The 20,107-nt window shown below is 64.6% G+C and carries 19 protein-coding genes; all 19 read left to right on the top strand.

What is annotated here, in order from left to right:
- Positions 1 to 48: 48 nt before the first annotated feature.
- The 19 genes from fliF to K8I04_08670 all read left to right on the top strand — a co-directional run bounded on the left by fliF (position 49) and on the right by K8I04_08670 (position 20,060).
- Positions 49 to 1,656 (top strand): flagellar M-ring protein FliF, encoded by a 1,608-nt coding sequence (gene fliF, locus K8I04_08760; protein ID MBZ0071797.1) that lies wholly within the window; start codon positions 49 to 51, stop codon positions 1,654 to 1,656.
- Positions 1,649 to 2,665: a flagellar motor switch protein FliG gene (gene fliG / locus K8I04_08755; protein ID MBZ0071796.1), complete on the top strand. Its 1,017-nt coding sequence runs from the start codon at positions 1,649 to 1,651 to the stop codon at positions 2,663 to 2,665. Before fliF ends, fliG begins: the two co-directional genes overlap by 8 nt.
- A 365-nt stretch (positions 2,666 to 3,030) precedes the next feature.
- Positions 3,031 to 3,663: a flagellar assembly protein FliH gene (locus tag K8I04_08750; GenBank protein MBZ0071795.1), complete on the top strand. Its 633-nt coding sequence runs from the start codon at positions 3,031 to 3,033 to the stop codon at positions 3,661 to 3,663.
- Between the two features lie 12 nt (positions 3,664 to 3,675).
- Entirely contained in the window at positions 3,676 to 5,088 is a 1,413-nt protein-coding gene (fliI, locus tag K8I04_08745) for a flagellar protein export ATPase FliI (protein ID MBZ0071794.1), read from the top strand.
- Positions 5,089 to 5,101: 13 nt separating this feature from the next.
- On the top strand, positions 5,102 to 5,542 hold the full coding sequence (gene fliJ / locus K8I04_08740; protein MBZ0071793.1) for a flagellar export protein FliJ: 441 nt from the start codon (positions 5,102 to 5,104) through the stop codon (positions 5,540 to 5,542).
- 463 nt (positions 5,543 to 6,005) lie between these two features.
- Entirely contained in the window at positions 6,006 to 6,785 is a 780-nt protein-coding gene (locus K8I04_08735) for a flagellar hook-length control protein FliK (protein ID MBZ0071792.1), read from the top strand.
- 169 nt (positions 6,786 to 6,954) lie between these two features.
- Positions 6,955 to 8,355, top strand: a complete 1,401-nt coding sequence (locus tag K8I04_08730) for a diguanylate cyclase (protein MBZ0071791.1) — start codon at positions 6,955 to 6,957, stop codon at positions 8,353 to 8,355.
- 423 nt (positions 8,356 to 8,778) lie between these two features.
- Positions 8,779 to 9,318: a flagellar basal body-associated FliL family protein gene (locus tag K8I04_08725; protein MBZ0071790.1), complete on the top strand. Its 540-nt coding sequence runs from the start codon at positions 8,779 to 8,781 to the stop codon at positions 9,316 to 9,318.
- A gap of 10 nt (positions 9,319 to 9,328) precedes the next feature.
- The gene (fliM, locus tag K8I04_08720; GenBank protein MBZ0071789.1) at positions 9,329 to 10,351 is read left to right on the top strand and encodes a flagellar motor switch protein FliM; all 1,023 of its coding nucleotides are present in this window, start codon (positions 9,329 to 9,331) and stop codon (positions 10,349 to 10,351) included.
- Between the two features lie 5 nt (positions 10,352 to 10,356).
- The gene (gene fliN, locus K8I04_08715; protein MBZ0071788.1) at positions 10,357 to 10,767 is read left to right on the top strand and encodes a flagellar motor switch protein FliN; all 411 of its coding nucleotides are present in this window, start codon (positions 10,357 to 10,359) and stop codon (positions 10,765 to 10,767) included.
- Positions 10,768 to 10,777: 10 nt separating this feature from the next.
- Positions 10,778 to 11,233, top strand: a complete 456-nt coding sequence (fliO, locus tag K8I04_08710; GenBank protein ID MBZ0071787.1) for a flagellar biosynthetic protein FliO — start codon at positions 10,778 to 10,780, stop codon at positions 11,231 to 11,233.
- Entirely contained in the window at positions 11,230 to 11,991 is a 762-nt protein-coding gene (gene fliP, locus K8I04_08705; GenBank protein ID MBZ0071786.1) for a flagellar type III secretion system pore protein FliP, read from the top strand. The genes fliO and fliP overlap by 4 nt, the downstream gene beginning before the upstream one ends.
- A gap of 218 nt (positions 11,992 to 12,209) precedes the next feature.
- Positions 12,210 to 12,479, top strand: a complete 270-nt coding sequence (gene fliQ, locus K8I04_08700; protein MBZ0071785.1) for a flagellar biosynthesis protein FliQ — start codon at positions 12,210 to 12,212, stop codon at positions 12,477 to 12,479.
- Positions 12,480 to 12,498: 19 nt separating this feature from the next.
- The gene (gene fliR / locus K8I04_08695; GenBank protein ID MBZ0071784.1) at positions 12,499 to 13,275 is read left to right on the top strand and encodes a flagellar biosynthetic protein FliR; all 777 of its coding nucleotides are present in this window, start codon (positions 12,499 to 12,501) and stop codon (positions 13,273 to 13,275) included.
- Between the two features lies 1 nt (position 13,276).
- Positions 13,277 to 14,413 (top strand): flagellar type III secretion system protein FlhB, encoded by a 1,137-nt coding sequence (gene flhB / locus K8I04_08690; GenBank protein ID MBZ0071783.1) that lies wholly within the window; start codon positions 13,277 to 13,279, stop codon positions 14,411 to 14,413.
- 578 nt (positions 14,414 to 14,991) lie between these two features.
- Complete coding sequence (gene flhA, locus K8I04_08685) at positions 14,992 to 17,088, top strand: flagellar biosynthesis protein FlhA (GenBank protein ID MBZ0071782.1); 2,097 nt, start codon at positions 14,992 to 14,994, stop codon at positions 17,086 to 17,088.
- Between the two features lie 59 nt (positions 17,089 to 17,147).
- Positions 17,148 to 18,455, top strand: coding sequence for a flagellar biosynthesis protein FlhF (gene flhF, locus K8I04_08680; GenBank protein ID MBZ0071781.1), 1,308 nt, complete (start codon positions 17,148 to 17,150; stop codon positions 18,453 to 18,455).
- 25 nt (positions 18,456 to 18,480) lie between these two features.
- Complete coding sequence (locus K8I04_08675) at positions 18,481 to 19,329, top strand: MinD/ParA family protein (protein MBZ0071780.1); 849 nt, start codon at positions 18,481 to 18,483, stop codon at positions 19,327 to 19,329.
- Complete coding sequence (locus K8I04_08670; GenBank protein MBZ0071779.1) at positions 19,326 to 20,060, top strand: RNA polymerase sigma factor FliA; 735 nt, start codon at positions 19,326 to 19,328, stop codon at positions 20,058 to 20,060. The genes K8I04_08675 and K8I04_08670 overlap by 4 nt, the downstream gene beginning before the upstream one ends.
- The last annotated feature ends 47 nt before the right edge of the window (positions 20,061 to 20,107 follow it).

Here is a 20,107-nt window from a genome sequence, read left to right as displayed (position 1 = left end):
GGCTTCGGTAGGGGTGAGTGGCGGACAATACGAGTGTGGTGACGAGCGATGGCGATAGTACAGACAGCACAGGGTTTCGGGGGACTGCCGGCATTGCGGCAGGTGGGGCTGATGGTCGGCTTGGCGGCAAGCGTCGCCCTGGGGGTGGCGGTGGCCCTGTGGTCACAGACTCCGAGCTACAGCCTCCTGTACGGCAACCTCTCGCAACGGGATGCGGCGGACGTGGCCGATGTGCTGCAGAAATCGAACATCCCGTTCAAGATCGATGCGACCAGCGGCGCATTGCTGGTCGCCGCGGGCGAGCTGCAGAAGGCACGGCTGCAGCTCGCCGCCGACGGCCTGCCGAAAGGCACCAGCAACGGTTTCGAAATGCTCAACCAGGATCAGGGGTTCGGCACCAGCCAGTTCGTCGAGACGGCCCGCTATCAGCATGCCTTGGAAAACGAGCTTGCCCGCACCATCAGCTCGTTGCGCAGCGTCGAGAGCGCACGTGTGCACCTGGCCATCCCCAAGCGCTCGGTGTTCGTGCGCAAACAAGAGGCACCGAGCGCGTCCGTGGTCGTCAATCTCTATGCCGGTCGGTCACTGGACGAGGGGCAGGTGGCCTCGATCATTCATCTGGTGGGCTCCAGTGTGCCGCATCTGTCGCCCGACCAGGTGACGGTGGTCGATCAGCGCGGCAACCTGCTCACCACACCGGACGCGGCTGCTGAGGTCGGCATGACCTCCAGCCAGTTCGCCTACACGCGCAAGGTCGAAAGCACGTACGTGCAGCGGATCGAGGGCCTGCTCGGCCCCCTCATCGGGCCGGGTGGGGTGCGCGCCCAGGTCGCGGCCGAGCTCGATTTCACGGTGACCGAAAAGACCCGCGAGACCTTCAATCCGGATCTGCCGGCTCTGCGCAGCGAACAGATCAGCGAAGAGCACATGTCGTCGAGTGTCACTGGCCTTGGCGTACCGGGTATGCTGTCCAATCAGCCGCCGGCCGCCGCGACCACCGATCCAAACACCGCAGCGGCAGGGGCGGGTGAAAGCAACGGCAACACCAGCCGGCGCAGCACCCGCAACTACGAACTCGACAAGACGATCAGCCATACCCGGCTGGCCAGCGGCAACGTGCGGCGGTTGTCGGTGGCGGTCGTTCTCGATGACAAGCAGACGGTGAACGAGCAGGGTGAGACGGTACGGCAGCCGTGGGCGGACGAGGAACTCGCCAAATTCACCATGCTGGTGCGGGAGGCCGTGGGCTTCAACGCGCAGCGTGGCGACAGTGTGCAGGTCATCAATGCCGCCTTCCAGCCGGTACCGCCGGTGGAGGCGCTGCCTGCACTGCCGCTGTGGGAACAGCCCTGGTTGCGGGATGCGCTCAAGCAGGCCGCCGGCGCGATCGGCGTACTGATCCTTATATTCGGGGTGCTCAGGCCGACACTGCGGAGCCTGACCGAGAAAGGCATTGCCGCACCGCAACCGGCGTTGGCTGCCGGTGATGCCGGGCTGGAGGACGACCAGGTGTCCCTCGGCCGGCCACCGGCGCGTGGTTCACTGCCGGGTCCGCGGGATTATGAGCAGCAGATCGTCACCGCGCGCGGCATGGTCCAGCAGGATCCCAAGCGGGTGGCGCAGGCGGTCAAGACCTGGGTGAACCAGGATGGCTGACGCGGCTTCGACAGGAAAATTCTCGGGCGTCGACCGTGCGGCGATCTTCCTGCTGTCGCTGGGTGAGGCCGATGCCGCCCAGATCCTCAGGCACATGGGGCCGAAGGAGGTACAGAAGGTGGGCTCGGCCATGGCCGCGATGGCCAATGTGTCGCGCGAGCAGGTACAGGCGATCCTCGGCGATTTCATCGAGATGGTCGAGAGCCAGACCGCACTGGGTGTCGGCTCCGAAGAGTACATTCGCAGGGTCATGGTCGACGCACTCGGCGAGGAGAAGGCCGGCACGCTGATCGACCGTATCCTGCTGGGCCGCAATACCAAGGGGCTGGAGTCGCTCAAGTGGATGGACGCCCGCGCGGTCGCGGAGATCATCCGTCTGGAACATCCACAGATCATAGCCATCGTGCTGTCCTACCTCGACAGCGATCATGCGGCCGACGTGCTCACCTATCTGCCCGAGCGCGTGCGCATCGATGTCCTTATGCGTATCGCCACGCTCGACGGCATTCAGCCAGCGGCGCTGGCCGAGCTGGACGAGATCATGGAACGCCAGTTCTCCGGTTCCAATAATGTCAAATCGTCCTCGGTCGGTGGCATCAAGGCGGCTGCCAACATCCTGAATTTCATCGATAGTTCCATGGAGGGTGAGATCATGGAGCTGGTCAAGGACGCCGATGCCGAACTCGGCCAGAAGATCCAGGATCTGATGTTCGTATTCGATAATCTGGCCGATGTCGACGACCAGGGCATCCAGGCGCTGCTACGCGAGGTGTCATCCGACAATCTCATCATCGCGCTCAAGGGCGCCGACGAGACGGTGCGCGAGAAGGTCTTCAAGAACATGTCGAAACGCGCCGCGGAGATGCTGCGCGACGATCTGGAGGCCAAGGGGCCGGTGCGCCTCTCCGAGGTCGAGATCGCGCAGAAGGAAATCCTCGCCATTGCCCGCCGCATGGCCGAGGCCGGCGACATCGTGCTGGGTGGCAAGGGTACAGAACAGTATGTGTGATAGCAGGTACTAGGTGCTAGGTGCTAGGGCCGAGGGAAAACCTTCTTCCTACCTGGTGTCTCGTACGGAAAGTAAAGTGATTTAAGGAGCCTCTGATGGATTCGTCGTACCGTCATTGCGGGCGCAGCGAAGCAATCTCATTCGACGGCAGATCCAAAATTTGGAGATTATTGGCTGCGCTCACCCCTGCGGGGCCGCCCTACGGGCGTTCTGCGCTCGCAAGCTCGCTGGTGCCGCGTCGCGGCGCTCCTCGCAATGACGGATTAATCAGAGGTTCCTTAGTAACTGCATAGACCACCAGGTGCCAGGTAGGGAAAAAGGTTTTCCCTGGGCCCTAGAACCTAGAACCTGAGATAAAACCGACAATGACCAGAATCATTCTCAAAGAGCATCTCGACGGTATCGAGAGCTGGACGCTGCCCGATGTGCAACCGCGTGGTGGTACGTCGGTTGCACGACCATTGACGGCGCAACAGATCGAGGAGCTGCAGGCGCAGGCGCGTGAGGAAGGGTTTGCACAAGGTCGGCGCGAGGGTCTGGAGGCGGGACGCAAGGAGATCCTGGCCCGTGTGCACGAACTCGAGGGTCTGATGCAGGTGCTCGCCCGACCACTCGAACAGCTCGATGAGCAGGTGGAGCAGGAGCTGGTACACCTGGCGCTGGCCGTGGCGCGCCAGCTGATACGGCGCGAACTCAAGGCCGATCCCGGCCAGGTGCTGGCCGTGGTGCGCGAGGCGATGGCGACCCTGCCGATCGCCGCACGCAATGTGCGTCTGCACCTGCACCCCGAAGACGCGGCGCTGATCCGCGATACCCTCTCGCTCAGCGAGGTGGAACAGGGCTGGAAGGTCATCGAGGACCCGTTGCTGACACGCGGCGGTTGTAAGGTGAGTAGCGACAGCTCGCAGATCGATGCAACCGTGGAGCGCCGGCTGCAGGCCGTCATCGCCAGCACACTGGGTGGCGAGCGGCAGGGCGATTCCGAACAGCAGGGATGAGGGCACGCGCAGATGGCGACGATCGGCACCCGGCCTGAGGCGCAGCGCGCAGCGCGCTGGCGTGAGCGTCTCGTGGCCTATCGGATGCGCGCCGAGCGCCCGCTGGGTCTGGATGTCGAAGGTCGGCTGACGCGCATGGTGGGGCTGACGCTCGAGGCAATCGGGTGCCCCGCCGCGATCGGTGGCCGCTGCATGGTAGTCAATCCCGACGGCTCGCGGGTCGAGGCCGAGGTCGTCGGTTTCTCCGGCGAAAAGCTCTTTCTCATGCCCATCGGCGACCTGCAGGGGCTGGCGCCGAATGCGCGTGTCATCCCGACACGCCGGGTATGCGAGGCACCGGCCGGGCCGGGTCTGCTCGGTCGCGTTCTCGACGGTTCCGGTCAGCCGCTGGACGGCAAGGGTCCGCTGGACATCGAGGCGCGCGTGCCGCTGACCGGCCGGCCGATCAACCCGCTGAATCGCAGCCCCATCCGCGAGCCGCTGGACGTCGGTGTGCGTGCCATCAATGCCCTCATCAGCGTCGGCCGCGGTCAGCGCATGGGCCTGTTCGCCGGCAGTGGCGTAGGCAAGAGCGTGCTGCTGGGCATGATGACGCGCTATACCAATGCGGATGTCATCGTCGTCGGACTGATCGGTGAACGCGGCCGCGAGGTGGTGGAGTTCGTGCAGAACATCCTCGGCGAGGAGGGTATGGCCCGCGCCGTGGTCATCGCCACGCCGGCCGACAACTCGCCGCTGATGCGCCTGCACGGCGCGATGCTTGCCACCAGCATCGCCGAATACTTCCGCGACCAGGGGCTGCAGGTGTTGCTGTTGATGGACTCGCTGACCCGCTTCGCCCAGGCTCAGCGTGAGATCGCGCTCGCCATCGGTGAGCCGCCGGCGACCAAGGGCTATCCGCCGTCCGTCTTCGCCAAGCTGCCGCAACTGGTCGAACGTGCCGGCAACGGGGATGTCAACGGCGGTTCGATTACCGCCTTCTACACCGTGCTCGCCGAGGGTGACGATCAGAACGATCCGATCGCGGACGCCGCCCGTGCGATCCTCGATGGTCACATCGTGCTGTCGCGCGAGCTGGCGGAATCCGGCCATTACCCGGCGATCGACATCGAGGCCTCCATCAGCCGCGCCATGACCGAGATCACCGACGCGGCGCACATGCAGGCGGCACGACGCTTCAAGCAACTCTATTCCACCTATCGCCGGCATCGCGACCTGATCAGTGTGGGCGCCTACCAGAAGGGTGCGGATCCACGGGTCGACGAGGCGATCGCGTACCAGCCACGGCTGGTGGAGTTCCTCCAGCAGAACCTGCGCGAGGCCGTGCCCCTGGTCGACAGCCTTGACGATCTCGACGGCCTGACCGGCGGCACGGCGGAGCCGGTCGGCAGCGCTGGACAGAAGGGTATGGCGGTGGTGCGATGAGGAGGCCTAAACCGTGAGCCGCAGTACGCGCATGCAACCGGTCGCGGAGGTCGCACTGCGCCGTGAGCGCGAGGCCGCGGCGCGACTGGGTGAATGTCAGCGGCGCGAGCAGGCCGGCGTGCAGCGGCTGGAGGAATTGCGGCGCTACCGGGATGAATACACCCGACAATTCGCCGCCGGTGGCAGTCTCGGTGCCGCGCGCTTGCGCGATTACCGCGCCTTCCTCGACCGCCTGAATCAGGCCGTCGAGCAACAGGGAGAACTGCTGCTGCGCGTTCGCCGTGAGTGCGAGACCCAGCGTCGGCGCTGGTTGGATCTGCACGGACGTGCCGAGGCCCTCGGCAAGGTGGTGGAGCGCTATCGGGTCGAAGAACGTGCCGGTGAGGAGCGCCGTGAACAGAAGGAACTGGATCAGCGCACGCTATCGACGGGCCGGTCCGACGGGGAGACGTGAGCCCTGCAGCGGGCTGGCACGGGGTTTGCTCGTCAATGCTCGTCGGGGAAACCGACCGTGGTGCGACGCACCGTTCGATCCACCGTTGATCCAGGAGAACACCGTGCCGGACATGCCCCTGTCTCAGGTTCCCGCCGCACCAGCCACTGCGAAGGCGTCACGGGGAGCCGAACCGGCTGCCACAACAGCTAAAGATTCTTCGTCAAATCAATGGTTTTCCACTGTTTTGGGGGAACGACTCCAATCCGGTGGGGGCGGTACCGCAGCCCCTGACAAGGCCGGTCGCGCGGGCGGCGGGGAGCAGGCCATCGCTACGGCGGACGGCAAGACACAGCCGCCAGGCGGCAACGCCGTCACTGCCGTGATTGCCGCCCTGGATGCCGATGTGGACCTCGAACCCGTTGCGGCAGTGGCCGGCGAGACGGCCGTCGACGAGACGGCGGATGCGGCGCTCGCGCCGGCAATGCTGCTACCACTGGGCACACCCACCACCCAGGCCCCCGAGACGGCCGGCGATGTCTGGGCGCGGGCGCAGCACCCGGGCACCCCTGCGTCCGGTGTGGCCCAGGCCGTACAGGATAGTCTCCGGGGGACCGGAGACGCCGCCACCGATACCTTGGCGGATGCCCCGGGTGTGGAGTTCCGGATGCTGACCCAATCCCAGCCCGGTGGCCCCGGGGCATATTTGACCGGGCCGGACGTCAGCCACGACCGCACCAGCGCCTCCCCAGCACTGCCGGCCATGGCGACCAGCCCGACACACGGCGCCCCCCAGGAGGTGGTGGCACGCCCACCGCTCCCCGTGACGGCCATTGATGTGCCCCTGCGCCAGCCGGGCTGGGATCAGGCGCTCAGCGATCGCGTGGTGTGGGTGGTCAACCAGAAATTCCAGGGTGCGGAGATCAAACTCAATCCCCCGCAACTCGGGCCCATCGAGGTGCGCATCCAGATGCATCACGATCAGGCACAGGTGAGTTTCACAGCCCAGCACGGCGCGGCGCGCGACGCGCTGGAGGCCGCCTTGCCGCGGTTGCGTGAGATGTTCGCGGCCAATGGCCTGGGCCTGGGGGATGTGAATGTGTCGCAGCATTCCTTCGCCGAACAGCAACGTCAGCTGTACGACTCCGGTGGTGGCAGGTTCCGTTCCGTCGCTGGCGATGACGACGAGATCGACACCCCGCTGCAACCGGGCATCGCCCACACGGGGCTGATCAGCCGCGGCGGCATCGATTTGTTCGCTTGAATCCTTTATGACCGCGACCGACCCCGGCCCTGGGGTGGGGTGGGGTGGCGGCGATGGCGTGCGCTTTGCAGGTGTCAGCGGATGTGATAACGTCCTCAGGCATCGATAATAACAATAAAATCACGCCATGATCGGAGATAAACGAAGCAGATCGAGACGCACCTCCACAGTGGCTTCCACGGCCGCGATGGCCGCGGCTGCGCGCGAACAGCGCAAGGAATTCAACTACGTCCTGCAACTCGGCGGCGCGGATTCGCAGGTGTTGCGCAAGTATCACGCGCTGCTCTCGCAGGGGGCAGCGGGGTTTGCGCAGGATTACTACAATTTTCTGTTCGACAACCCCGCCATGGCCGAGATGCTCTTCACCTACGAGCGCGATGGTGGCGACGTCGGTGAGCTGGTGCGCTCGCAGCTGCAGCATGTGCTGCAACTGCTGGCGGCTGATCATGAGGGGGTGGGCGCCCGGGCCGGCCAGCACTACTTCATCAAGGGCATGCAACCGATCTGGGTGATGGGCGCCTACCGCCTGTACCTGAATCACCTGCAGAACCTCATCGAAGGCTCCGCGGATATCGCACCTGAGGACCGCAGGATGCTCGAGGGGGCGCTGATCAAACGTATCTTCCTCGATCTCGGTTTGATGCTGCAGGGGCACTGGGACGCGTCGCGGTTACAGCTCGAGGCGGCGCGCGAAGATGCCGAGGCGGAACACGCGTGTATCGAGGATCTGCTGACCAATACGTCCCAGTATCTCTGGTCTTATGATGTAAGCGAGGGGGAGTTGCTGTACGTCAGCCCGCCGTTGCGTGCCGTGTCCAACGGTGATGCACGGGAACCGATACCCTGCTTCGAACGCATTCATGCCGATGATCGCGAACGCGTCACGGCGGCATGGCAGTCCGCGCTCGAGGGGGAGGCGGTGGAAGTCCGTGCACGTGTACGCTTGCAGGGCGACAGCGACTGCTGGTGCCGCCTGCGTCTTCAGCCCGGGGGCAGTGGGCGGCGTCGGGTACAGCGTATCGATGGCCTGCTGGCGGACATCACGGGAACCAGCGGTACTGCAGATGTCCCTGAGCACCAGGCGACCATCGACGAATTGACCGGTCTTGCCAACCGGACGTTGTGGTACGACCACGCCAACCGGGCCCTGTCGACGCTGCGTCGCGCGGAGGCGCGTGAGGTCGTGCTCATGCTGCTCGATCTCGATCACTTCAAGCGGGTGAACGACGAACTCGGGCATGCTGCGGGCGACGAGGTCCTGCGGCAGGTGGCGCAACGGCTGAAGGCCGTATTGCGGAACTCGGACACCCTCGCGCGACTCGGTAGTGACGAGTTCGCCATCCTCATGCCGGCGGTACCGGGCGGTGAGCGTGCCGGCGAGTGCGTCGCCGCCAAGGTTCTCGGCTGCTTCAAGCAGCCGTTCCAGGTCGCCGACCGCGAACGCTTCATGAACGCCTCCATCGGCATCGCGGTGTCGCCGGATCACGGCGCGGACGTGGAGGTGCTGTTGGGCCACGCCGGCGGCGCGATGTATCGCGCCAAACGCAGCGACGACCGCTACAGCTTCTAAGAGCCTGTCGGACTTAAGCGATCGTAGTGAGTTGGGTGGGAGAGCGAGGTCGTTTTTTTGATCCTTCGAGGAGAATAGCCGTAGCTATTTGACGAGCAGGATCGGAAAAATGGACCGCTATCCCGCCGGCGCAGTAGATCAGTCCCAAGTCCGACAGGCTCCCAGGCACAACCCGCGTCTGCCGATCTGCCCAGGTCTGGGCCGCAATGCCGTGCCGGGTGGTCGCCTCAGCGGGCCACTCGGCCCGCCCCCCACCTTCGCCAAGTTTTCGGCTGCCTGTCCTGTACAACAATCGTCAAACTCCTGACAGCATCCCATAAATCAATTTCAATCCACTGAAAGTGTTTGAAAAATATGTTTCTGGCGCCGTGGCACAGGTCTTGCTTTTGCCAGGAAGACCCGCAGTCCTGGAGCACACGACGCATGGCCAAGCAAGATCTGGATATCGATGTCGAGGCCGAACGCCCCGTCAAGGCATCCGGCCCATTGAAGTGGTACCTGATCGGCATCACCGGCCTGCTGGTGATCGTCGCGGCGAGTTACGCGACCCTGTACTTCGCCGGTATCGTCGGCACCCCCGGTGCCCCTGGCGCGGCCACGGCGGAAGCCGCAGCGACCGACAAACCGGGCGCCGCGCCCAAGCTGCCGCCGCTCTATCTGCCGATGGAACCGGCCTTCGTCGTAAATTTCATCGCCAACCCCAACGCACGCTTTCTGCAGATCAACCTGCAGGTCTCGGCCCGTGATCCGCTGGTGCTGGAGCGGGTCGAGAAACATTCCCCGGCGATTCGCAATACCCTGCTCATGCTGTTTTCCAATCAGGACCCGGTGGCGCTGAATTCCCGTGACGGCAAGGAGGAGCTGCGCCAACGGACGCTTGAGGAGGTCAATCGCGCGCTGCAGGAACAGACCGGTAGCGCGGGTGTGGAAGATGTCTTCTTCACCAGCTTCGTGATGCAGTAAGGATACCTTTGTGAACGATCTACTCTCTCAGGAAGAAATCGACGCCCTGCTGCACGGAGTCGGTAGCGGTGATATCGAGACCGAGGGTGATACGGGACTCGTGGATGGCGAGGCACAAAACTACGACTTCAACAGTCAGGATCGCATCGTCCGCGGACGCATGCCCACGCTGGAGATGATCAACGAGCGCTTCGCGCGTTATTTCCGCATCAGCCTGTTCAATATGCTGCGCCGCACCGCCGAGATCTCGGTAGGCGGCGTGCAGATGCTGAAGTTCTCCGAGTACGTGCACAGCCTGTTCGTGCCGACCAGTCTCAACCTGGTGAAGATGAACCCGCTGCGTGGCACCGGCTTGTTCGTCTTCGATCCCAAGCTGGTATTCATCATCGTGGACAACTATTTCGGCGGTGATGGACGTTTTCCGACCAAGATCGAGGGGCGTGAGTTCACCCCGACCGAGCAGCGCGTCATTCATCGCATCCTGCAGCAGGCCTTCAGTGATCTCCACCAGGCCTGGAAGCCTGTGATGCCGGTCGAATTCGAATACCTCAATTCAGAAGTCAATCCGCAGTTCGCGAACATCGTCAGCCCCACTGAGGTCGTGGTCGTGTCCACCTTCCACATCGAACTCGAGGGCGGTGGCGGTGCCTTGCACGTGACCCTGCCGTATTCGATGGTGGAGCCGATCCGCGATCTGCTCGATGCCGGCGTGCAGAGTGATCGCAGCGAGGTCGATGATCGTTGGCGGCTTGCGATCCGCGAGGAGATGAAGGGTGCCTCCGTCGAATTGAGCAGCATGTTCACGGAGACCAGCATCAGTCTGCGCGAACTGCTCAGACTCAAGGCCGGCGATGTGATCCCGATCGACTTCCCCGAGAAGGTCACCTTGCGTGCCGAGGATGTCCCGGTGTTCCGTGGCAAGTTCGGTGTATCGCAGGGTAACCGCGCCATCAAGATCAGCAGCCGTGTGCAGCTCAAGCCGATCGGCGGCGCGGCCACGGGCCTTCAAACCAAAACTCAGGCGGGCAGGTGAGTGACATGAGCAACGAGAACGATAACCAGGACGTCGACACGCTGGACGATTGGGGCGCCGCGCTGGCCGAGCAGGCGGCGGACGCACCGGACGGGGTGCGGGCGGCAAAGCTCGATAACCTGGAGAGCGACAACCTGCCTGTTGCCGACGATGGGGATCACAACCTGGACATGATCCTGGACATCCCGGTCACCATCGCCATGGAGATCGGTCGCACGCGCATCAGTATCCGCAATCTGCTGCAGCTCAATCAGGGGTCGGTGGTGGAACTCGATCGCCTCGCCGGCGAGCCCATGGACGTGCTGGTCAACGGCACCCTGGTGGCCCATGGCGAGGTGGTGGTCGTGAACGAGAAGTTCGGCATCCGCCTGACCGACGTGGTCAGCCCCGCCGAACGTGTCAAGAAGCTGCGATAGGCGCCTCGTGATGACCTTCCCCTGGGCTCGACTGAGCACGCTGATGATCACGATCTGGTTACCGCTGGCGGCGGTCCACGCGGCGGAGACGGTACCGCCAGCCGGCAAGACCGTGCCGGCACTCGAACCACTGGCCACCGGTGGGCTGCTGAATATGCTGCTCGGGCTGATCGTGGTGCTGGCGCTGATCGTCGGGCTGGCCTGGATGGTACGCCGCAGCGGTGCACTGCAGGGTGGTGCCGCCGGGGCACTGCGCATCCTCGGCGGTCTGTCGATGGGGGCGCGTGAACGCGTGGTACTGGTGCAGGTCGGTGACACGCAGCTGCTGCTGGGTGTCGCACCCGGCCGCGTCCAGACACTGTACGTGCTGGAGGAACCGATCGTACTGCGTGAGTCGGGGCGGCCGGCGGGCGGTACTTTTGCGGCCAGCCTCAGCGCCGCACTGAAGCGGGGCAAGGCGTCATGAGGCCGCAACGCTGGTGGTTGCCATCGGTCGTTGCGCTGCTCGGATTGTTGGGACCGGCGCTGGCCCTGGCCGATCCCGGCTTCGCCGCGCTGCGGGTCGAGACTGGTGCAGACGGCGGGCAGACTTATTCAGTGAGCCTCCAGGTACTCGCCCTGATGACGGCCCTGAGCTTCCTGCCGGCGGCGCTCATGATGATGACCTCGTTCACGCGCATCATCATCGTGCTGGCGATCCTGCGCCAGGCGCTGGGGACCATGCAGACGCCGTCCAATCAGATCCTTCTCGGCCTGTCGCTGTTCCTGACCTTCTTCGTGATGATGCCGGTGTTCGACCAGGTCTACGACACGGCGCTCCAGCCTTATCTGAACGATGAACTCGCGCCTCAGGAGGCGCTGAGCCGGGCGGCCGTGCCGTTCCACGCATTCATGCTCGGCCAGACCCGCGAGGTCGATCTGGCGACCTTCGCCGACATCGCGCGGGCCGAGCCGGTGGAGTCGGCCGAACAGGTGCCATTCTCGCTGCTGTTGCCGGCCTTCGTCACCAGTGAATTGAAGACGGCCTTCCAGATCGGTTTCCTGATCCTGATCCCGTTCCTGGTGATCGACCTGGTGGTCGCCAGTCTGCTGATGTCCATGGGCATGATGATGCTGTCACCGATGATCGTGTCGCTGCCATTCAAGATCATGCTGTTCGTGCTCATCGACGGCTGGACGCTGATCATGGGCACGCTGGCCTCGAGTTTCTTCACGGGTGTCTGAGAGCTTATGTACATATCCCCGTGCCTGCTGCGGCTGTCCCTGAACGTGTCCGGCGGCGTTGCGGGGACCCCGAAATTCGCTTACGTAGCCCTGGCTACGCGCGCAGAATTTCTGCACCCCGCACCTTGCCAGACACGTTCAGGGCCACCTTCGCTACGGCAGGGGATATATTCACAAGCTCTGAACGCCCGCAACCTGGACCACGCACCGGAGCCGCCATGACCCCAGAAACCGTAATGACCATCGGGCGCCAGACGTTGGAAGTCACGGCCCTGCTGGCCGGCCCGCTGCTGATCTCATCCCTGATCGTCGGCCTGATCATCGCCATGTTCCAGGCCGCCACGCAGATCAACGAAATGACCCTGACCTTCATCCCCAAGCTGATCACCATCGCCGTGGTGCTGCTGGTCGCGGGACCCTGGCTGCTGCAGACACTGGTGACATTCACCATTCGCCTGATCCAGTCCATCCCGCAGGTGGTTGGTTAGCGACGGGCAGGGTGTGGCCATGCTGTTCACGACGGCACAGATCGCGGGCTGGATCGGCGACTTCCTCTGGCCACTGATGCGTGTCGCCATGATGCTGGCGGTGGCGCCCATCTTCGGCGGGCGACTGGTGCCGATGCGGATACGGGCCGCCCTGGCGGTACTCATCACCTGGGTGCTGCTGCCGGTGATCCCCGCGGCACCGGCCGTCGACCCCCTGTCTGCCGTAGGCGTGCTCATCGCGGCGCAGCAACTGCTCATCGGTCTGATTCTGGGTTTCATGCTGCAGCTGGTGTTCAGTGCGCTGATGATCGGCGGGCACACCATCGCCATGGGCATGGGCCTCGGTTTCGCCTCCATGGTCGACCCGCAGAACGGCGTGCAGGTGCCGGTCGTCGGCCAGTACTACGTTACCTTTGCGAGTCTGCTGTTCCTGGCCCTGAACGGCCATCTGGCGCTGCTCGGTGTGCTGGCGGATAGCTTCCACAGCCTGCCGGTCGCGGCCGATGGTATCGTGCGCCAGACACTCTGGGACGTAGCCGTGTGGGGCAGCCGCATGTTCGCCGGCGGGCTGCTGATCGCCATCCCCGCGGTGACCGCGCTGCTGCTGACCAATATCGCCTTCGGCGTCATCACCCGCGCGGCCCCGCAGCTCAACATCTTCGGTGTCGGCTTTCCGCTGACGCTGACGCTCGGTTTCGTCATCATGATGTTCACGCTGCCGGCGCTGATCCCGCAGTTCACCGATCTGCTTGGCGACGCCTTCGGGCTCCTCCACGGACTGGGCGGAGGCGGCTGACATGGCCGAGAACAAAGATGGTCAGGAACGCAGTGAACGCGCGACGCCCAAGCGTGTCCAGGAGGCACGCGAAAAAGGCCAGATCGCCCGCTCCCGCGAGTTCAACACCATGGTCATGCTGCTGTCGTTCGCCGTGGGTCTACTGCTGTTCGGTGACCTGCTCATGGGGCAGTTCATGAATCTGCTGGCCGATGGACTGACGCTCGACCGCCGTGTCATCTTCGATCCACACGGTGTCATTGACGGTATGGCGCGCTCACTGCGTGCCGCCATGTGGATGCTCGCCCCCTTTCTGGTCATCGGTGTCATCGCTGCCGTGGGCTCGTCGCTCCTCATCGGTGGCTGGTCGTTCAGTCTGCAGGCGCTGGCATTCAAGGTGGAGAAGCTCAATCCCATCACCGGGCTGAAGCGGCTGTTCGCGCTACGCGGTCTGGTGGAACTGCTCAAGGCCCTGGCCAAGTTCCTGCTGATCGGTGCCGTCGGCGCGGCGCTGCTGTGGCATTACGGGGATGATTTCATCGGCCTCGGCTACCAGGAACCGGCGGCAGCACTGGTCCACGCCGGCCAGATCCTGGGTTGGTCGTTCCTGCTGCTGAGCGGGGTGCTGGTGCTGATCGCGGCAGTGGATGTCCCGTTTCAGCTCTGGGACTTCAGCAAGAATCTGAAGATGACCAAGCAGGAGGTCCGCGATGAGTTCAAGGACACCGAAGGCAAGCCCGAGGTCAAGAGCCGCATACGGCAGATGCAGCGCGAGATCGCCCAGCGGCGCATGATGGAGGCGGTGCCGGAGGCCGACGTGGTCATCACCAACCCGACACACTATGCCGTCGCGCTGAAGTACGACGGCGGCAATATGCGCGCACCGCGGGTGGTCGCCAAGGGCCGCGACCTGATCGCGGCCCAGATCCGCGCCAAGGCGGTCGAGCACGATGTCACACTGTTCTCCGCACCACCGCTGGCGCGCGCCATCTACTTCAGCACCGAACTCGATCAGGAGATCCCTGCGGGCCTGTATTTCGCCGTCGCCCAAGTGCTGGCCTATGTCTATCGACTGCGCAACGTGCGCGGCGATGCCCAGCACGCACCGCCGGCACCGACCGATCTGGATATCCCACCGGACCTCGCCCGCGACAGCTGACCGTCCCCGCAGTGGCACACCCCGACAGATGCCGTTATACGCGCCGGGTCACATAACGCGCCGGATGTGTTGGTGTGTGGGGTGAAGAGTTGGCTGTGGCGCAGGGCTGCCTACCGGGCCACGCCCTTCCGCCTCCGGCTGTCGCAAGTCGGCTTCACGGCGTGGCCCGGTAGGCAGCCGGATACCGTGAGTTTACCCCCTGATAGATTCCCCTCCAGCGTGGGGCTCAGCGCCCCGGTGGTCCCATTCATCGCGCAGCCGACTTGCGACAGCCGGAGGCGGAGCGATGAATGGGACCGCCGGGGCATGTCAGCCAACGAGCCTATAGAGCGTATTACGCGGCACTGATGCGCCCTTGGGCTGGCGCGGGGGAAGAGGGGCGTCAGTACTACGACACACCGCAGAGGCCGACTCAACGCCCCGCACCAGCCGCCCTGCAACCCCCTGAAATCCTAGGTCATCCCCCGCGCCAGAAAAACTTTTTCAATCCTGGCAAGAGTTTTGAATACAGTTTGGCCGGTGTCGATGATTTGACACGGGTTCGACTCGAGGCGGATATGAACGGCAATGAACTGCTCCTGATGCTGCGCACCCTGACCCGTAACGGGTTGGGCGCGCCCCTGATGCTCGTCCTGATGCTGGCCATGATGGTGGTGCCGTTGCCGCCGCTCATGCTGGACATGCTGTTCACCTTCAACATCGCCCTGTCCCTGGTGGTGCTGATGGTGGTGATCTATGCGTTGCGACCACTGGATTTCGGCATCTTCCCGACCGTGCTGCTGATCGCGACCCTGATGCGGCTCGCCCTCAACGTCGCCTCGACGCGCGTGGTGCTGCTCGACGGCCACACCGGCACGGGCGCGGCGGGCAAGGTCATCGAGGCCTTCGGCGCATTCGTCATCGGCGGCAACTACGCTGTCGGTCTGGTGGTCTTCGCCATCCTCGTCATCATCAATTTCGTGGTGGTCACCAAGGGCGCGGGGCGTGTCTCCGAAGTCAGCGCGCGCTTCACCCTGGACGCCATGCCCGGCAAGCAGATGGCGATCGATGCCGATCTGAACGCCGGTCTGATCACCCAGGACGAGGCACGCACACGGCGTACCGACGTCGGCCGCGAGGCGGACTTCTACGGCGCCATGGACGGCTCCAGCAAGTTCGTCCGCGGCGATGCCATCGCCGGTATCCTCATCCTGTTCATCAACATCATCGGCGGGCTGGCGATCGGTATGGCCCAGCACGGGCTGCCGTTCGCCACCGCCATGCACAACTACACGCTGCTGACCATCGGCGACGGCCTGGTCGCGCAGATCCCCTCACTGGTGTTGTCGACCGCGACCGCGATCATCGTGACGCGCGTGTCCAGTTCCCAGGACATGGGGCAGCAGCTGTTCGCGCAGATGTTCTCCAAGCCGGCGGCGCTGGGCGTCACTGCCGGCGTGCTCGGCCTGCTGGGCATCATCCCGGGGATGCCGAACCTGGCCTTCCTGTCGCTGGCAGCGCTCGGTGGCTGGGGTACCTGGTATCTCACGCAGCGGCAGAAGGCGGAGGCCGCTGCCGCCACGCAGGCCGACCAGCCGCAGCAGCCGGTCAGCAGCGAACCGCGGGATCTCAGTTGGGACGATGTGGGGCCGGTGGACATCGTCGGGCTGGAGGTGGGTTATCGGCTGATCCCGCTGGTGGACCGCCAGCAGGGTGGGCCGCTGATGGATCGCATCAAGGGCGTGCGCAAGAAGCTGTCGCAGGAGCTCGGCTTCCTGATCCAGCCGGTGCACATCCGCGACAACCTCGATCTCTCGCCCAACGCCTATCGCATCACCCTGCTGGGTGTGCCGGTCGGTGAGGCGGAGGTCTATCCGGAGCGCGAACTCGCCATCAATCCCGGCCAGGTGTTCGGCAGTGTGCCCGGTGTCGCCACCCGCGACCCGGCCTTCGGCCTGGAGGCGGTGTGGATCGATCTCGATCAGCACGACAATGCCCAGGCGATGGGATACACCGTCGTCGATGCCAGCACCGTGGTCGCGACCCATTTGAGCAGCCTGCTGCAGGAACACGCCAACGAGCTCCTCGGGCACGAAGAGGTCCAGCAGCTGCTGGAGGCGCTCAAGAAGAGCGCCCCCAGGCTGGTCGAGGATCTGGTACCGAAGACGCTGCCGCTGGGCGTGGTGGTCAAGGTCCTGCAGAGTCTGCTGGCCGAACGCATCCCCATCCGCGACATACGGACCATAGCCGAAAGCCTGGCGGAACACGCGCCGCGGAGTCAGGACGCCGGCGTTTTGACGTCCGCCGCACGCGTCGCACTGGGCCGTTCCATTGTCCAGCATATCAATGGTATGACGCCTGAACTTCCTGTGATTGCACTGGAGCCGGCACTGGAACAGATATTGCTACAGTCGATTCAGGGCGCCCAGGACGGTGGTGTCGGCTTCGAACCGGGGCTCGCCGATCAGATGCACCGGGCGCTCTCGGAGCGCACCCAGCAGCAGGAGGCGCAGGGTCAGCCGGCGGTGCTGCTGGTGGCCCCGCCGATCCGGCAGTGGCTCGCCCGCCTGGTGCGACACAGCATCCCTGCGCTGCACGTACTGGCCTACAACGAAGTGCCGGACAACAAGCAGATCAAGGTGGTTTCGACCGTCGGGCACAAGCTGCCTGGCTTGGGACAGGCAGCGCCGGCCTGAGCGCCGCAACACTGAATACACACCGGCGGCGACCGGTCAGCATGACTTGAGGGTGTGCCATGAAGATCAAACGCTACTTCGCAGCGGATATGCGCCAGGCAATCCGCAAGGTCCGCGACGCACAAGGACCCGATGCGGTGATCCTGTCGAACCGCAAGGTGGAAGGCGGTGTGGAGATCATCGCGGCCGTCGATTACGACGAGGCGCTGGTCGAACAGGCGCTCGGGCGGGCGGCAACGGGGCCGGCCACGCAGCCGGAGCGACCTGCGCCCCGCGCCGGCGTGGCTACGGCGGTCGCGGCCCAGGTAGCCGCACAGGCCGCGGCCCGGCCGGCCGGTTTGGGTGCCACTGACAGCGAGACCCACGCCCCGACCCCACCTACCGACCTCGGCACCGACGCCCGCAGGACCGAGATCTGCTGGGCACAGGATCCCGCCCTGGTGGAGATGCGCCGCGAGATTCATGAACTCCGTGGTCTGCTGGAGAACCAACTGGCGCAGCTGGCCTGGGGTGATCTGCAGCGCCGTCAGCCACAGAAGACCGAACTGCTGCGCCGACTGGCCGCGCTCGGTCTATCGAACGCTCTGTGCCGCAGTCTGGCCGAGCAGGGGGGGCAGGTGGGCGACGAGGATGAGGTCTGGCGTCGTGCGCTGGGGCTGCTGGTTCAGCAGATCCACGTCACCGACGATGACATTCTCAACACCGGCGGCGTCATCGCACTGGTCGGTTCCACCGGTGTGGGCAAGACCACCACCGTCGCCAAGTTGGCGGCACGCCATGCACTGCGCCACGGTCAGCGCAGCGTCGCGCTGGTGACCACCGACTGCTATCGCATCGGTGCCCATGAACAACTGTTCACCTACGGCCGGATCCTCGGTGTACCCGTACAGGTCGCCTCCAGTCATGCGGAACTGCAGACCACGCTCGCCAGCCTGCTCGACAAGCGTCTGGTGCTGATCGATACCGCCGGTATGAGCCAGCGGGATCTGCGCCTGACGGAGCAGTTCGCCACCCTCAAGGCCAGCGGCTTCCCGCTGCAGACCTACATGGTCATGCCGGCCACCACCCAGGCGGGCGTGCTGGAGGAGACGGTCCGTGCCTTCAGCGACATCGAGCTTGCCGGCTGCATCGTGACCAAGGTGGACGAGGCCGCCAGTCTGGGTGGCGTGATCTCGGTGGTGGCGAAGCACAGAGTACCGCTGGCCTATATCGGGGACGGCCAGCGGGTCCCCGAAGACTTACATCCGGCGCGGGCCCACAACCTGGTCAACCGTGCCGTTTCACTCATGCAGCAAGCCAAACAGGATTCCAATGACGAGACCCTTGCAGAGCGATTTGGTGGGATGGCGGCCAATGTACATGTCTGATCCAGGCAGCGATCAGGCCGCCGGGCTGCGCAGAATGAATCAATCCAGGCCGGTGCGTGTGATCGCGGTGACCAGCGGCAAGGGTGGCGTCGGCAAGACCAATGTCTCCGTGAATCTGGGCGTGGCCCTGGCGGAGGACGGCAAGCAGGTGATGCTGCTGGACGCCGATCTGGGCCTGGCGAACGTCGACGTGATGCTCGGCCTGCATCCCGAGCACGACCTGTCGCACGTGATCCAGGGCCGGCGCACCCTGGAAGAGGTGATCGTCACCGGCCCCCGTGGTCTGCGCATCGTGCCTGCTTCCAGTGGCACCAAGGCCATGGCCGAGCTCAGCCCCATGGAGCATGCCGGTGTCATCCGTGCCTTCAGCGAGCTGTCTCACGATGTGGACGTCCTGATCATCGACACGGCCGCCGGCATCTCGGACAGCGTCATCAGTTTCTCGCGCGCCTCGCAGGAGGTGATCGTCGTGGTGTGCGACGAGCCGGCATCGATCACCGACGCCTACGCACTCATCAAACTGCTGAGCCGGGAGTACGGCATCGAGCGCTTCCGGGTGCTGGCGAACATGGCGCACAGCGCCCAGGAGGGTCGCGAGCTGTTCGCCAAGATCGCGCGCGTCACCGAGCGCTATCTCGACGTCACTCTGGATTTCATCGGTACGGTGCCCTTCGACGACTATCTGCGCAAGGCGATCAAGCGCCAGAAGTCGGTGGTTGAGGCCTACCCGCGTGCGCGCGCCTCGATGGCCTTCAAGACCCTCGCCCAGCGCATGGACAAATGGCCGGTGCCGACAGGTGCGGCCGGACATCTGGAGTTTTTTGTGGAACGTCTGATCAATTCGACCGCTGGTGAGCTGGAGGTGCTGCCATGAAAGGGGCTGCCGTATATGCCGAAAACAAGGATAAGGGACAGGATGAACTGGTCGTCCGTCATGCACCGCTGGTGAAGCGCATTGCCTATCACCTGATGAGCCGTCTGCCGCCGAGCGTGCAGGCCGACGATCTCATCCAGGCCGGCATGATCGGTCTGCTGGAGGCGTCCCGCAATTACGACCCGAGCCAGGGGGCGAGCTTCGAGACCTACGCCGGCATCCGCATCCGCGGCGCGATGCTCGACGAGATCCGCCGCACCGATTGGACGCCGCGCTCGGTACACCGCAAGGCACGCCAGGTGGCGGAGGCGGTGCGCACCATCGAGAACAGCAAGGGCCGCGATGCGCGTGACAACGAGGTGGCCGCACTCATGGGCATCAGCCTGGACGAATACCACAAGATCCTGCAGGACGCGACCGGCTGCCGGGTGTTCAGCTTCGAGGATCCCGCAGCGCTCGGCCATGGCGAGGACGCGGGCCACGGCGGCGTGGAGGCCCCGAACCATCCACTGGAAAACCTCCAGCGTCGCGACTTCCAGAAGGCCCTGGCTGAGTCCATCGCCGGTCTGCCCGAACGCGAGCGGCTGGTCATGTCGTTGTATTACGACGAGGAACTGAACCTGCGCGAGATTGGTGAGGTACTGGGTGTCAGCGAGTCGCGCGTCTGCCAGATCCATGGCCAGGCGCTGATCCGGTTACGGGCACGCATGGCCGAATGGCTGCACGACTGAAGACCCCGGGGCTTGCGCCGCTATAGCGCAAGTAACCGGATAGTGGA

This window comes from Gammaproteobacteria bacterium, assembly GCA_019911805.1.
GTDB lineage: Bacteria > Pseudomonadota > Gammaproteobacteria > Thiohalobacterales > Thiohalobacteraceae > JAHJQQ01.
This window is presented reverse-complemented; position numbering and strand designations above follow the sequence as displayed.

Coding starts and splice junctions, on each gene's coding strand:
- flhF (MBZ0071781.1), top strand. CDS start 17,148: ATGAAGATCAAACGCTACTTCGCAGCGGATATGCGCCAGGCAATCCGC.
- K8I04_08725 (MBZ0071790.1), top strand. CDS start 8,779: ATGGCCAAGCAAGATCTGGATATCGATGTCGAGGCCGAACGCCCCGTC.
- flhB (MBZ0071783.1), top strand. CDS start 13,277: ATGGCCGAGAACAAAGATGGTCAGGAACGCAGTGAACGCGCGACGCCC.
- fliP (MBZ0071786.1), top strand. CDS start 11,230: ATGAGGCCGCAACGCTGGTGGTTGCCATCGGTCGTTGCGCTGCTCGGA.
- K8I04_08750 (MBZ0071795.1), top strand. CDS start 3,031: ATGACCAGAATCATTCTCAAAGAGCATCTCGACGGTATCGAGAGCTGG.
- fliI (MBZ0071794.1), top strand. CDS start 3,676: ATGGCGACGATCGGCACCCGGCCTGAGGCGCAGCGCGCAGCGCGCTGG.
- K8I04_08670 (MBZ0071779.1), top strand. CDS start 19,326: ATGAAAGGGGCTGCCGTATATGCCGAAAACAAGGATAAGGGACAGGAT.
- fliQ (MBZ0071785.1), top strand. CDS start 12,210: ATGACCCCAGAAACCGTAATGACCATCGGGCGCCAGACGTTGGAAGTC.
- K8I04_08735 (MBZ0071792.1), top strand. CDS start 6,006: ATGCTGCTACCACTGGGCACACCCACCACCCAGGCCCCCGAGACGGCC.
- fliF (MBZ0071797.1), top strand. CDS start 49: ATGGCGATAGTACAGACAGCACAGGGTTTCGGGGGACTGCCGGCATTG.
- fliN (MBZ0071788.1), top strand. CDS start 10,357: ATGAGCAACGAGAACGATAACCAGGACGTCGACACGCTGGACGATTGG.
- fliG (MBZ0071796.1), top strand. CDS start 1,649: ATGGCTGACGCGGCTTCGACAGGAAAATTCTCGGGCGTCGACCGTGCG.
- fliR (MBZ0071784.1), top strand. CDS start 12,499: ATGCTGTTCACGACGGCACAGATCGCGGGCTGGATCGGCGACTTCCTC.
- fliO (MBZ0071787.1), top strand. CDS start 10,778: ATGACCTTCCCCTGGGCTCGACTGAGCACGCTGATGATCACGATCTGG.